This is a genomic window from Mycobacterium lepromatosis, from assembly GCF_000975265.2.
Lineage (GTDB): Bacteria > Actinomycetota > Actinomycetes > Mycobacteriales > Mycobacteriaceae > Mycobacterium > Mycobacterium lepromatosis.
On sequence record NZ_CP083405.1, the window covers coordinates 1,691,267 to 1,704,769 of the forward strand.

Sequence of the window (13,503 nt, forward strand, 5' to 3'; positions counted from 1 at the left end):
GGCGACGGTATCGCTGCAGCGTGGGTTGCAACAGATGGGTGCGCTGTGCACCGCGGCAGCGCTGGCTCGGCTGAATCAGCGCAATAGTATTCATTGGTATGGGGGTCACTTCGCATCGGCTACTCCGGACACCGTCGTCACTGAAGTGGTCTTGTGCATTTGTGCGTTGACCGTGCAGATTTCGACTGCGCTAAACCGCAGCCATCTCGTCCACTAGACCATGGAGCTGATCCTGCTGACGTTGGGTCGCACCGATCGTGATATCTGTGGTGAGCGCAAACAGGTTGTTTCGGTTGAGGATTCGATTTCGCTGGTGCATTTGTTGTGCGGTAGCTTGCATCCGCACAGCGATCAGCTGCGTAGTGAGGTCTAGATCGTTTGCTAGTTGGCCCGCACTTCTAGTCCGGCGAACAACATGTGGTACTGTGAGAAAGGTTCGCCGATGACTACGATACCTTTAGTGACCCGATCGCCGCGGTGGTCCCCGTCTGTGCTGATTGCGATCGTAAGGTGCGCGCACCCGAAGGATTCTTTGGCTACCCCACCTGCCGTGTGATGCGCGTGAATTCTTACCAGCATCGGCAAAGCCAATTTCGCAATAAATCCTCTGCACTGGGTCCCGGTGCCGTCGAACTGGCTGGTGCTGCAAAATTGTGCAGCCACGATCCGAATATGTGTGCTTTACGGGTTAGACGATCGTTATCGTGGGGTAAAGGATAGCCACCGAGTGGTGTTTATCAACTCCGCTGATATCGAGGCGTTGAGCTTGACAGCGTACTATCACGTCGACCTGGTGTGACATATTGTACCTACGCCGAAGACTTCCTGCAGGAGCGGCGTGCAAAGGCTTTCTTAATGGCGATTTATTTTACTCCTATTGGCAATACAGCGGCTTACTATCAGGAGGCCAATCCGCTTGTGCCGCTTGATCGCACCGCGGCTAAGTCGAATATCTGGTGTCGAAAGCGATCATCATCTGGTGCAGTTGTTCTCGGGGTCAAAGCAACAGTGAAATAACTAGTGGGGCAGGTAACGCAGCGTTGGCGGGTAAGGAATCTTGCCTCTGAGCAGGAAATCACCCGGCCGGAAACCTTGATCGTTGAGGAATTGCTGGAAATCGGCGTCAACGAAATGCCGGTTACTGCTATTATAGGCACGCTGGGCTTCGATATCGAACTCACGCAAGGATGTCTGCTCATTGAAGAGTTAATCCCGTGCCGTGAAGACGTGCTGTCTGTTAGCAATTTGGTCGGCGCAATGCTTGTGGTACGTGAGGACATCGGCAGTAACAACGCGGTCGATAAGGCCATAGGTTGAGCGACTGATCACGACCGGATACCGCTGGGTGGGTTGGTGCTGTTGGTCCAGCGGACGGGCATAATTTGAGTTGACGTAGAAGGCTGTGACGGCCGGTATCCCGGTGCTTGCTGGCTTTGTCGGCGCCGTCTTCGCTAGTGGTTTTGTTGGCCGACGAGTCCGTGGTTACGCTGGTGGCGTTTTTTCGGGAGAATTTGATGAATGTCTACACCAGGCCAGACCGAATTAGCTGATCGACGCTTGCTTAAGCTCTGTCACTGCCAAGGGTTATGGAGATAGACACCCCAGTGGGGATAAACCTGTGTTTGCGCCGGCATGAGCCGTTGGGTTGGGTATGTCCGTGTCGGTGCCACCGCGCAGACTGTCTCCCATGACGACCCACAAGTCTATGACTCGAATCCATGTGGGAGCCGATGGGCTAGGTGCTTGCGGTGGATATCCTGACGAGGATAGGACTGTGGATTTTGCACCGCAACTGGCGTTACCGCTATGGCGAGTTCGAAGTGATCGTTTCCGAGACGGCTCATCGAACGGTAGTGTTTGTCGAGGATAAGATTTCGTAGTGGCGGCGGTTATGGAGGGCTCGCGCAGGCAGCGCTTGAGCATAGGGTTCCTCGGCTGTGTCGGTTGACTGGTTTATGGCCGGCGAATCAAGACGAATTTTGGGCCGCAATCTGGATCGATGCGATCGGGGTGCGGATCCGGCCGAATTACCGCAGCTGTACCTCGGAGATCACGCACTTGCAGGGTATCGGCTGGATGGCACTGGGGCTCCCCATTCTCGGTTGCTGTGCGCGGATTTGGATACCAAGAGCGTGGATTAAGGTAGATGCGTAGCCAGGCATGAAAGCGCACCAGCGGACCATTTCCCGGTCTCAATGCCCTCTGCGCTTTTGTCAAGTGGTTGTTTACATAATTAAAAGATCTATAGGCATGTCTGGACTGAAAATATTTTGACAAAATAAAAATTTGACTTCTCTGGTGGGAAAGGTTTCCATCCTGCGGACGTCAATACAGAAGATGGTTTATAATTTTCAATAAACTAACGTATGCTTCATTTTATAGAGTCCTTATCATAGCCAGAACTTGGCCAGTATCGACCCTGGGGTGTCTATAACAATCCTCTATCTATGCAAGTTGGCAAATTTGCTAATAGAGGAATACTGATCAACACTTCATATCTTATATTTTGCATATCTCTCGATATGGATCTACACTGCTACCCAAAGGTCTTTGCATAAGGAGTATAGCTTATGATTATTAATTTAGAGCCTGAATTCGTTACTATAACTGCATGAATAGTTGCTTCTCCATCTATTCTTTGGAAGCCTATAAGAAGTCGCAGCCGCTTAAGTTCGTGAGTTCTTCATCAAACTCACGAATTAGATTTCATATCCTATGCTGGCCAGCTTGAGCAATAGTCGGAACGCGACGTGGCTGTTTTTTGGTACGAAGTCGAGAAGGTGGGTGCGTTCAACATAGTAAAGAATTCGTGTTGGGGTATTGATATCGAGGAAGGACGTGCCGTTCGGTGCGCCACCGAGATTGCCCACATTATTATACGGGTATACCGAGTTTTGTGCACATAAATTGTCCCGGGTTATGGGCAGTTCCATTTAGATGGGAAATTATTTTTGCTAACGTAGATTACAATAAGATAATCTGACTAATTAAGTAAAGCCACTTCCTTCTCTGCGGTTGAGGATTAGTGTAATCTAGCACATTGGACTGCTAGACAATTTTGCAGATACAGAGTAGCAAATATTTAAGCGATCTAGCAAGGAAATCTTTGAGCCAACAAAGGCTCATTGTCGCCACCAAATCTAGCTAGAGTCAAGCCAAATAAGAAATATGTTGCTATCTCGAAGCGAGTGCTGACGATACGATACGTGTCGTCCATTATGGACTGTTAGCCTGGATCGGCTTAACCGGCGAGTTTCGACAATCCGGCAAGCCAATGGCGCTTCTCGTTTTGACTTTTGGTGTTTAAATTTTTATCTGGTTAAGCACGGTACTTAGGTATTGGCGTGGTTTTTAGTCTTATGTTGACAGGCTATTCCGCAGCATCGTGGAGGTGCAGCTATCGCCGTGAGATTGCGACGAAACGGGGCTGGTAGTGCGCGACAAATCAGTATCGTGTGGTGCTTGCGTTGTGACATTACCGCTCAATTATTTGCACCGTTGCCTGCGCGACTAAACAGTATGCCAATTATGGATGGAATTGCACAGCGAAACGTCTTTCGCTTATTGACGGATTACTCTGCTGGAGATGGAAATTCCATTCCGGGCAGGACCGATATCATTTTTGGTAGAATTGGCTCTAGGTGCGGATGATGATCGTCCATCATCAAATTATGGCCTAGGTATGACAAATCCTGATCGCCTAATTTGTGACGCGATCGATGGTATATTTTGGCAATTCACACTGAACTCTTCTTTAGGATGAACAGGATGCCAGTTTTGAAGAACACTGCTTCTGATCCGAGCGCCGCCCATAAGGATACATTCGTGTGGATGGACAGAATTACGGTTTTGAAGAGCGCCGTGTCTAATTTGCGGCTCTCCGGGTCAATGGCGGTCGCTGTCTCCGACCCGGGCTTCGGGACTCACCACATAGTGCAGCTGCATAAACTCGGATACACGACGTGAAAGGCTGCCGATGTCGTGGCCGAATTTTGAGGTACCTCGCCGGCGGATGTCGGATAAGCTGGTCTGAAAGACGAGGATGGTGTCATCGACCAATTCCTTGCAGTGGTGGGTGAATTGGGTGCAAGCCGCAATCGAGGAATTCAACAGAACCCACGGCATCCAGGATGAACTCGACGGGTCGTGGATGCGGTTACGGCCCGATGGGAACGGCGTAGATCCGCTTAGTCCAGGAGGGTGCGACGGTAACAGCTGTTGTTATCGTGGTTCGTGGCATAGACGCTGACCAGGCCACACAGCCGCGCATCATCCGAGTCCGAACGTTCTTCTTCGTCAACTATTATGACACATAATGGCTCGGTGTACCCGACTGGCCTAAGCAGACTCATCGGATTGATCAGGCGCTGCTCAACGGGGACCAGGCGCAACGCAGTCGACCTTGCTGCGCTCCTCGCGGTCACCGGAGGCACTACTGTGCGTGTATTTCACCAACACGCCCGAGCACTTATTCGCTGCGCTTAACCCGCCAAGGTGGCGTTTTATCTCTGCGTGCAAGGTTCCGGTGAATAGAACGCGCACGTTCGGACACTTGTTCGTCAGTCTGTGACCGGTGCCACGATCGAGGTCGAGCGCGATGACATTTCGTACGTATTTCTCGTTGGTCAGATACTGTGCCGGAGGTGCTGCGCCGAGGTGAGAGTTTACACTTCTACACCTATCGGTGGCGCGACGGTAGAGTGGTTGCCGAAATGTCGACTCGCCCGCTGGTCGTGCGGGTGCGGGCCAGCGATGCGCGTGCCGACGAAACCGTCCCCGGGGGGACGTGACGATGTTACCCTGGCTTTTCCGGCTCAGCCACTGCTACGATCCATCCGCGGTGACGCAGTTATTTTTTCACCCTGTCCGAACTTGCATGATCATGACGGCTACCGCCTCCGCCTGGACTGTAACAATTCGGCTGTCGTCGACTTCCTGCTTATCGAAGGTGTTCGGCCGCTGCCGGTACACGGTAATGTGCGGGCGGGTGATTCAAATATGCTCTAGTTACCGTGATCGAGTCTGCCGTGATCTGGTGGACGCAGGTGACGATAACCAATTGCCCCTGAGATCGAAGAGACTCGGGTGCTGAATGAGTTGCTACGCCGCGCCGGTGGTGTGGTGACTCGCAGGACCGGCTCACTCGCGCTGAATCTTGCCGGATTGCGTGACGAACCGTCAGATCCCGCGCTCGCCGCTCGAATCTACGGCGCCGTCTATTTGTGGTCCCCATGTTGCTGGCCCGGTTCGGTCCGAGTGCAGCTGTCACCGGTCGACGTTCGGTCGACCAATATCGCGCCGTGTTAACCCGCTTCGGTGCCCATGACAGGGTAACCCCCGATGGGGTGCTGTCGTTCGTCTCGGACCGATTCACTGGCTGCGAAATCGATCTTCGGGAGTTCATGGCCGATCTGGTACTGCTGAGTGGTCCATTGGTATTTTGGCGCCAACCAAAGGTGCGTTAATCTCTGCTTCTTGTTGTTGCGTCCGTTGTACATGCACTACTGCGGTGATGCCCCCGGCAGCGACCGCCCTCCGGGACAAGTTTGTGATGCAATTGATTCTCGCCGCTTCCGGGGTTTCGGTGGCGCCAATGAAGTCGCGTGCAGAGTGCTGTGGCGGTGCGGGAGTTTGTCGCTGAGGTCGGTTATTCCGTGCTTGTCAAACTGGTCGGTCGTGTTGGTTCGGCGCGAATCCACGTGCTCGGAGATGCTGACGGCCTGAAGAGGGTCCTCGGTGGACGAAGCGACGCAATTTAGCGTGAGCCGATGATTGCCGAAGTGTTGATAGACGGCGACTTCTACCACACCAACGGCCTAATGGACGATAATGTCATCGTATGGGTCCAGTACCTAGCTGACAACCCCACTCCGACCGGTTCTCAGTTCGCTTCAATGTGCCCTATCTGGTCGCCATGCTCTCGGGATCGAACCCGATGACTGACCATATTCGGGTGGCGACCCGCAGGTCTTGGGTGCGTTGCCGACCGTGGCCTTCTACGCCGAAATCTTTTACACGCCTGATGACAGGCTGGTGTTGTGTGAAATCGTTTATCGAGCCGCCGCCTCGCTGTCGTGGTCGATATCCATGAGGTAGCGTTCGGAGTGAGTCTGCATGGTGCCAGCCTGCTCGGCCAGGTCGGATGCTGGCAGCGATCCTACTATGCGGCTAAGAAGCCGTTGTAAAGTTTTGCCCGCTTTCCCCCAGACGCCGGTGTGCTGCGCCGCTTCCTTGGCCACTGCCCGCGACTCAACATTTTGAGGTGCTCAGTGTATCCGGCGGGTGCTGTTTGCATCTACCGTGGCACAGCAAGCCTCGGACCGACCGTTGCGAGGATGACCTGTCCTTACCCTGCCCACCTCCGATGTGCGAGCCCAGCTGCGCCAGATCGAGCAGTGTTAAGAACGAAACACGTTGTGGGATAATCGGGCAATCGGCGTGCTCAACGGCGCCGTGCAGCTGTTACAACCGGCACGTGACGAAGAGGTGTGCTGAGAGATTTTGTTCGGTGTCGATGGATGGGGCGAAGGCCGCGGTGCTGGCCACGACAATCCCGCCGCCGCACTCAATGGTTGATGGGTAGCTGGTGACCTTCGTTGAAAAAGGAATGGCTTAATTGGGTTCGGCATTCGTGATAAATGCTGCTTGTGCTAGCGGTGGACTACAGTACTACGAGAAGAGGGTATCGAACTCGATGATGTCGATGTATCGATGTACCGATGAGATTTGCTACAGATCAACAACATTCGTGGAAGTTCGTGGGATCTGGGCGATGTGCAGTTCGTCCGGTCCGTTACTGATCAGCCGCCGCGCCATATACCTCCGTATACCTTGAGTGCACTGAGTGGCACACCACAATGCTCATGTTTCTTCGGCGTTCCTGTGATCCGGACTGGCCTCGGCGGCAGTCCTTATTGCCGACGGGCGTGGTTAGGATACCTACTTAATCGATCATATCGATCTACCGGGCTCGCGGAAACGAACTTGAGCCCCTCCGCTCCTAGCTGTTAAAATATCCTTTTGATATTGTTCTACTAGTCGTTCGGCGAACATTGAGGATTCGGGCGTTACAATGTTGGCAAGGCCATGGGACTGGCCTGCTGCGGACGTCCGGGCACAGTTCGCTCTTATCATGGCGCGACGACGATTTCGTTACTTCCCGTACCGCCGTGTGACCGTGCCAGTGTGGTCCATTGGTCCTGAGATGCCCTCCTAGACGGCTGGCACGGGACGCCGGCGCGGATTGCGATGGGCTTTGGCAAGCTACGTTCCCGCCCAGGTAGGTGCAACGTTGACGTGGTGAACTTAAAACCAGGCGTGATGGCTTGTGCTCAAGCGGCTGTGGATGATCTGATGTTTCCGCTGGCGTGTTACGCGCTAAAGATGATTGGCGAACACAATTTATGTGTCGCCAACGGCATGGGGTTGCACAGTGTCACTAACAGTCGACGAAGTCGACTGTTAGTGACACTGTGCAACCCCATGCCGGCACCACACGATGCCGATGTGGCGCTGGGCGCTACGCTGCACGTCGGCGCCCGCATGGTTTGTTGATTAGGCATGATGGCATCACCGAACTTGGTCCCGGGTATTCCTCGGATGCCATCTACAATCACCTGGTGCATTAGGACTTCGCCGTTGTTCAGATTGATGACCCTACCGAAGTGGCGGTCGAGTGTGTGGGCGGGGACAGGTGTTGGGTTGGTTCCAGGGCCGGATAGAGCCCGGCCCACGAGCGTTGGGTCAGCGCAGCATCTTCGTGTTGCCTGCAATCGCCGGGCATTGCGACCACGTCAACAACAGCAAACGGCGCGAAAAATGGCCCCTGTTTGCTCTCGCTCTGCCACACGGCGAGTCGCGGTAGCTGTTCGGCTGTGACATCGATTCTTCGCACATTCAGCAAAGTTTCATCTTCACCGACCAAACCGGCACCGAGAGTCCGGGAAGTATATATGTTAATGGAAAGATCCGTTCGCAGACCGCGTGACCCAGCACCGGTCGCTACGCCGACCTGCTGGGTGAGCTAAGCGAGCAGCATAGGCACGGAGTCGTCCTAAACACCTCGTTCAACGGCCCCGGCGAACCCATCGGTCTGCAACTCGGCGGATGCACGACGTGCGTTTGCCAGGATGCCGCTCGATGCTCTGATCATTGAAAACCACCTCGTCGAGAACAAAAACGTCAGACGGTAACGTCACGACAACAGTTCGGCGCGTCGACCACGAAAGGCTGTGCTGAGTCTGCAAACGTGGGAGGAGTGCCGGACCACAGCGTGGCGATCCTCGACGAGTTCGATGAGTATCTAGCGTTGCGGTGCGGTCGCTCGGCGCATACCCGTCGCGCATATCTGGGCGACTTGCGGTCGTTGTTGGCCCATCTCGAGGGACGTGGATCCAGGTTAGACCAACTGAGCCTGCCGGCGCTGCGGTCATGGCTGGCTACAGCGGCCGGTGCCGGTGCGGCTCGCACCACGCTGGCCCGTCGCATCTCGGCGGTCAAGGCATTCACCGCGTGGGCGAAGGGGCGTGGCCAGCTTGCGGCCGACCCCGCCGCGCGGTTACAAGTGCCCAGGGCGCATCGTACCCTGCCGGCGGTGCTGCGTCAGGATCAGGCGTTGCAGGCCATGGCGGCCGCAAAATCCGGTGCCGAGCATGGTGATCCGCTGGCTATTCGGAACCGGTTGATCGTCGAAATGTTGTACGCCACCGGCATCCGGGTGAGTGAGTTGTGCGGCTTGGACATCGACGATGTGGACACCCAGTATCGGCTGGTGCGTGTCCTGGGTAAGGGCAATAAACAGCGTACCGCGCCGTTTGGGGTACCGGCCGCTGACGCGCTGCGCGTCTGGCTGGACGACGGACGTCCGGCGTTGGTTACCGTCGAGTCCGGGCCAGCACTACTCCTGGGATTACGGGGAAGACGGCTCGATGTGCGCCAGGCCCGCACGGTGGTGCACCAAACCGTGGCCGTGGTAGCTGGTGCACCCGACATGGGGCCGCATGGGCTGCGGCACAGCGCCGCCACTCATCTGCTCGAAGGCGGCGCTGATCTGCGCGTCGTTCAGGAATTGCTGGGGCATTCCAGTCTGGCGACCACCCAACTGTACACCCACGTGGCGGTCTCACGGTTGCGCGCGGTGCACGATCAGGCCCACCCGCGAGCGTGATGCCGTCAAGGGTTCAGCGGTTTGAGCTGGGTCGCAGTCGATTTAAGCAGGCCCAGCAGATCGACATAGTCAATGTCGGGCACCGGGACCCCCGTGGCGTCTCAATGCAGACACGGCAGACACGCCGCGACTGGGCAGCCGAGGTGCCCGGCGACCAATTCGCCGACCGCAGTCTTACACGTCACTTGCTGACCGGCTTGAACGGTCGCCCGGACCGGCTCATAGCTGGTGCACAGACCGTCGGGGTGCGCCCGCGACACCGCCGGGCGGCAAGCTGCCCGGCGAACACGATGGTCGCACGACCTTGGCGCGTATACCGGTTGGCCAGGAATGACGGGTAAGTCCACACCTCGGTGTCCACGAGAGCTGTCTGGGTTAGTGTGGGGGCGTCAAGTCCCGCACGACAGCCGGCGAGGGACGCAAAGGTCAATCCAGCCGAGTGCTGTCGGCAACTTTTTATGCCGTGCTGACCAGTGTCATGCTCACGATCAGCGTCACCCACCGCACCTTACTAGTTCAGCGTCGAGTTGACTCTATTCAGCCGCCACTTCATGGTTTTCTGGAAGTGGATGTCGCTGTGGACGGGTCAAGGCTGCTGGATCGGTGTAGACTGCTCGTCACAGCTCGTTAGCGGGCTGATTTCGCGCGCCTGTACTGCGTCTTTCGGGTTCCACTAGAGAGTGCGCACCGCATGCCGGGCGGTCCCGGCCGGGGTCTTCCTCGACTGGGTCCGGCATTGCAGCAGACGCCAGGGCCCGGCTTCAGCTGAAACCAGGCGAATAACCGACACGAAAAGGACATTGGCTCACCATGGCTGTTGTGACCATGAAGCAGCTGCTTGACAGCGGCACTCACTTCGGGCATCAGACCCGTCGTTGGAATCCCAAGATGAAGCGGTTCATTTTCACTGATCGCAACGGCATCTACATTATTGACTTGCAGCAGACGTTGACTTTCATCGACAAGGCCTACGAGTTCGTCAAAGAGACCGTCGCCCGCGGTGGTTTAGTTTTGTTCGTTGGCACCAAGAAGCAGGCGCAGGAGTCCGTCGCGGCCGAAGCGACGCGCGTCGGCATGCCGTATGTGAACCAGCGCTGGCTGGGTGGCATGCTCACTAACTTTTCCACTGTGCATAAGCGGCTGCAGCGTCTCAAGGAGCTGGAGGCGATGGAGCAGACTGGTGGTTTCGAGGGTCGTACCAAGAAGGAGATCTTGGGCTTGACCCGGGAAAAGAACAAGCTGGAGCGCAGCCTGGGTGGTATCCGGGATATGGCGAAGGTGCCGTCGGCAATCTGGGTCGTCGACACGAACAAAGAGCACATCGCCGTTGGCGAGGCCCGCAAACTGGGCATCCCGGTGATTGCGATTCTGGACACTAACTGCGACCCTGACGAGGTCGACTACCCGATCCCGGGCAACGACGACGCGATCCGATCGGCGGCACTGTTGACCACGGTGATCGCCTCGGCGGTTGCCGAAGGTTTACAGGTCCGTGCCGGCCTTAGGTGCGGCGATGGCAAGCCCGAAGCGGAGGCCGTTGAGCCGCTCCCGGAATGGGAGCAGGAGTTGTTGGCCGGTGCTGGTGCCAGCGCCCTCAACGATTCGGGCGCAAGTGTATCCGAAGCCACCCCTACGGAAGCCTGATATGGTGAACTTCACTGCCGCTAACGTCAAGCGGCTTCGCGCGCTAACTGGTGCCGGCATGCTCGACTGCAAGAATGCGCTGGTTGAAACCGACGGCAACTTCGACAAGGCTGTCGAGGCTCTGCGGATCAAGGGCGCCAAGGACGTGGGAAAGCGTGCCGAACGGGCCACTGCCGAGGGTTTGGTCGCGGCCAAAGAGGGCGCGCTTATCGAGGTGAACTGCGAAACAGACTTTGTTGCTAAAAACGCCGAGTTCCAACAGCTGGCCGACCAAATCGTCGGGGTAGTGGCGGCAGCCAAAACCGTTGACGTCGACGTGCTCAAAGGGGCTAGCGTCGGTGATAAGACGGTCGAGCAAGCGATCGCCGAACTGGCGGTCAAGATTGGCGAGAAGCTGAAACTGCGCCGCGCCGCGATCTTCACCGGCACCGTGGAAACCTATCTACACAAGCGCTCGGCTGACTTGCCGCCAGCGGTGGGCGTACTAGTTGAGTACAGTCCCGGCACCGACGCGGCTACTAGTAAAGGGGCGGCACACGCGGTCGCGCTGCAGATCGCCGCGCTCAAGGCGCGTTTCCTGTCCCGCGACGATGTTCCCGAAGACGTCGTGGCTAGTGAACGCCGCATTGCCGAAGAGACTGCTAAGGCGGCGGGCAAGCCGGAGCGGGCGCTGCCCAAGATTGTCGAAGGCCGGCTAAACGGCTTCTTCAAGGATTCTGTACTGCTTGAGCAGCTGTCGGTATCTGACAACAAGAAGACCGTCAAAGCCCTGCTTGACGAGGCCGGCGTGACGGTGACGCGATTCGTTCGGTTCGAGGTGGGTCAGGCCTAGCGTGTTGGCGAGCGGCTAGCGTTGTTGCTATGCAACGTGTGCACGCTTTCGGTGACGACGCCCTCGGCGATCTCGACGCGGTCGGTCTCGCCGACGCTATCCGAGCTGGTTGGGTCAGCAGAGCCGATGTCATCGAGGCGGCCATTGTGCGGACCGAGGCCGTCAATCCGGTCCTGGGCGGCTTGGCGTATGAGGCGTTTCAATGGGCCCGGCAAACTGCTTCGAACGCAGGCAGTGGCTTCTTTAGCGGTGTTCCGACTTTCATTAAGGACAACATCGATGTCGCTGGACAGCCGACGATGCGGGGCAGCGACGCATGGGTGCCCCGAAATGCGTTCGACGACGGTGAGTTCACCCGGCTGTATTTGGCCACCGGACCTATATCTTTGGGCAAGACGCAGCTGTCAGAATTCGGGTTCAGCGCCTCCGCCGAACATCTGCGGCTAGGGCCGGTTCGCAACCCATGGGACACCGACTACACCGCCGGCGCCTCGTCTTCGGGATCGGGTGCGTTCGTCGCCGCCGGTGTAGTCCCCATGGCGCACGCCAACGATGGCGGCGGGTCGATTCGTATTCCGGCCTCCTGCAACGGGCTCGTCGGGCTCAAGCCGTCACGTGGCCGGTTGCCGCTGGATCCCGAGCTGCGCCGGCTTCCGGTGGGCATCGTAGTCAACGGCGTGCTGACTCGCTCGGTGCGGGATACCGCGGCCTTCTATCGGGAGGCCGAGCGCATCTGGTACAACCCCAAGCTTCCGCCGGTCGGGGACGTCACGCAGCCCGGTCGGCAACGGCTTCGGATTGCTGTGGTGACGCGTTCGGTTCAGCGCGAGTGTAGCCCCGAACTACGTGAGCTCACGCTGAAGTCGGCTAGGTTGCTCGAAGAACTGGGCCATCGCGTCGAACGCGTTGCCGAGCCCCCGATGCCGCCTGATTTCCCGGACGATTTCGTGCTGTATTGGGGGCTGTTGGCGGCGATGCAGGTGCGAACAGGCCGGCTCGCGTTCGGCAACACATTTGATCGCACCAAGCTGGACAGTTTGACGCTGGGCCTGGATCGTCATGCTAGCCGCAACATGCACCGGCTTCCCAAAGCAATCATGCGGCTGCGTAGGTTGCGGCGTCGCACCGCTGAATTTTTCGCTACCTACGATATATTACTCACTCCAACAGTCGCTGACGAGACGCCGCGGATCGGGTACCTCACTCCCACCGATTATCAGCAGGTGATGGACCGGCTGATGGGCTGGGTCGCGTTCACTCCGTTGCAAAACGTTACTGGGGAGCCGGCGATTTCGCTACCATTGGCCCAATCCGCTGATGGTATGCCGGTGGGCATGATGTTCACCGCCGACTTTGGCCAGGAAGCGCAACTGTTGGAACTGGCTTTTGAACTCGAAGAGGCTCGGCCGTGGGCGCGGATTCAAATTGCCAATTAGCCGTCACTCGGATCCGAGCTGGTCGAGCATTCATTTAAACTCACGCTGCTGCGGTGTACATTCCAGTTTGTCCAGGATGCGGCCATCAGCGATGCGGAGCGCACTATCCGTGCGTTTTCAACAAGGCATGGACAAGACGCGGTCAGCGTGGCTGGTAGCGTACGCTCAGAGGACGCCGATGCGGGTCGTGCCACCATTTTAGTGTCTTCCAGTTTGTGCATTATGATATTCATCTCCTGCGATGTGACGCCTGTGTTCCGTGACAGTTTGGCTTTCGACAGGTCAGGAGACGTCGAAAGCATACGTAGGCAAACTAATTCGGGAGCGTAAGGCTGAGACGAACGCAGTACGGTGGAAATTCTGGTCGCAGAGCGGCTCCCCTCCCGGGAGGGTAGATAACGAGGTGGCACATCAACACACCGGAT

12 protein-coding genes and 3 pseudogenes are annotated in these 13,503 nt (G+C 56.9%); 12 read left to right on the top strand and 3 right to left on the bottom strand.

The features are described from left to right. Positions 1 to 100 precede the first annotated feature (100 nt). From MLPF_RS08070 to MLPF_RS08080, 3 pseudogenes are all read left to right on the top strand, one after another. Positions 101 to 1,067 (top strand): annotated as a pseudogene (locus MLPF_RS08070) (hypothetical protein); the annotation flags it as partial. After that, a pseudogene (locus tag MLPF_RS08075) lies at positions 1,021 to 1,550 on the top strand (formate dehydrogenase accessory sulfurtransferase FdhD). The pseudogenes MLPF_RS08070 and MLPF_RS08075, both read left to right, overlap by 47 nt. 137 nt (positions 1,551 to 1,687) lie before the next feature. Continuing rightward, a pseudogene (locus tag MLPF_RS08080) lies at positions 1,688 to 1,980 on the top strand (YraN family protein); the annotation flags it as partial. A 1,905-nt stretch (positions 1,981 to 3,885) separates the two neighbouring features. Here MLPF_RS08080 and MLPF_RS08085 read toward each other — a convergent pair. Then, on the bottom strand, positions 3,886 to 4,110 hold the full coding sequence (locus tag MLPF_RS08085) for a hypothetical protein (protein WP_162196939.1): 225 nt from the start codon (positions 4,108 to 4,110) through the stop codon (positions 3,886 to 3,888). A gap of 524 nt (positions 4,111 to 4,634) precedes the next feature. Here MLPF_RS08085 and MLPF_RS08090 point away from each other — a divergent pair. The 3 genes from MLPF_RS08090 to MLPF_RS08100 all read left to right on the top strand — a co-directional run bounded on the left by MLPF_RS08090 (position 4,635) and on the right by MLPF_RS08100 (position 5,759). Beyond that, positions 4,635 to 4,790, top strand: coding sequence for a hypothetical protein (locus tag MLPF_RS08090; protein ID WP_175266429.1), 156 nt, complete (start codon positions 4,635 to 4,637; stop codon positions 4,788 to 4,790). A 441-nt stretch (positions 4,791 to 5,231) separates the two neighbouring features. Next, a complete protein-coding gene (locus MLPF_RS08095) occupies positions 5,232 to 5,465 on the top strand; it encodes a hypothetical protein (protein WP_175266428.1) in 234 nt (77 codons plus the stop codon). 138 nt (positions 5,466 to 5,603) lie between these two features. Beyond that, positions 5,604 to 5,759: a hypothetical protein gene (locus MLPF_RS08100; protein ID WP_162196935.1), complete on the top strand. Its 156-nt coding sequence runs from the start codon at positions 5,604 to 5,606 to the stop codon at positions 5,757 to 5,759. Positions 5,760 to 6,050: 291 nt separating this feature from the next. Here MLPF_RS08100 and MLPF_RS08105 read toward each other — a convergent pair whose 3' ends face one another. After that, entirely contained in the window at positions 6,051 to 6,239 is a 189-nt protein-coding gene (locus MLPF_RS08105) for a hypothetical protein (protein WP_045843262.1), read from the bottom strand. Positions 6,240 to 7,248: 1,009 nt separating this feature from the next. Here MLPF_RS08105 and MLPF_RS08110 point away from each other — a divergent pair. From MLPF_RS08110 to MLPF_RS08120, 3 genes are all read left to right on the top strand, one after another. After that, positions 7,249 to 7,554: a hypothetical protein gene (locus MLPF_RS08110; protein ID WP_156147143.1), complete on the top strand. Its 306-nt coding sequence runs from the start codon at positions 7,249 to 7,251 to the stop codon at positions 7,552 to 7,554. A gap of 121 nt (positions 7,555 to 7,675) precedes the next feature. Continuing rightward, a complete protein-coding gene (locus tag MLPF_RS08115) occupies positions 7,676 to 7,864 on the top strand; it encodes a carbamoyltransferase C-terminal domain-containing protein (RefSeq protein WP_082082385.1) in 189 nt (62 codons plus the stop codon). A 408-nt stretch (positions 7,865 to 8,272) separates the two neighbouring features. Continuing rightward, entirely contained in the window at positions 8,273 to 9,166 is an 894-nt protein-coding gene (locus tag MLPF_RS08120) for a tyrosine recombinase XerC (protein ID WP_045843277.1), read from the top strand. A 181-nt stretch (positions 9,167 to 9,347) separates the two neighbouring features. On the opposite strand, the gene MLPF_RS08125 is transcribed toward MLPF_RS08120, so the two are convergent. Next, positions 9,348 to 9,668: a hypothetical protein gene (locus tag MLPF_RS08125; RefSeq protein ID WP_156147142.1), complete on the bottom strand. Its 321-nt coding sequence runs from the start codon at positions 9,666 to 9,668 to the stop codon at positions 9,348 to 9,350. A 308-nt stretch (positions 9,669 to 9,976) separates the two neighbouring features. On the opposite strand from MLPF_RS08125, the gene rpsB reads away from it, so the two are divergent. From rpsB to MLPF_RS08140, 3 genes are read left to right on the top strand one after another with little or no spacing between them, the layout of a single operon-like run. After that, the gene (gene rpsB / locus MLPF_RS08130) at positions 9,977 to 10,810 is read left to right on the top strand and encodes a 30S ribosomal protein S2 (protein WP_045843258.1); all 834 of its coding nucleotides are present in this window, start codon (positions 9,977 to 9,979) and stop codon (positions 10,808 to 10,810) included. A 1-nt stretch (position 10,811) separates the two neighbouring features. Further along, positions 10,812 to 11,642: a translation elongation factor Ts gene (gene tsf / locus MLPF_RS08135; RefSeq protein WP_045843257.1), complete on the top strand. Its 831-nt coding sequence runs from the start codon at positions 10,812 to 10,814 to the stop codon at positions 11,640 to 11,642. 29 nt (positions 11,643 to 11,671) lie between these two features. Continuing rightward, on the top strand, positions 11,672 to 13,078 hold the full coding sequence (locus tag MLPF_RS08140; RefSeq protein ID WP_045843256.1) for an amidase: 1,407 nt from the start codon (positions 11,672 to 11,674) through the stop codon (positions 13,076 to 13,078). Positions 13,079 to 13,503: the final 425 nt, after the last annotated feature.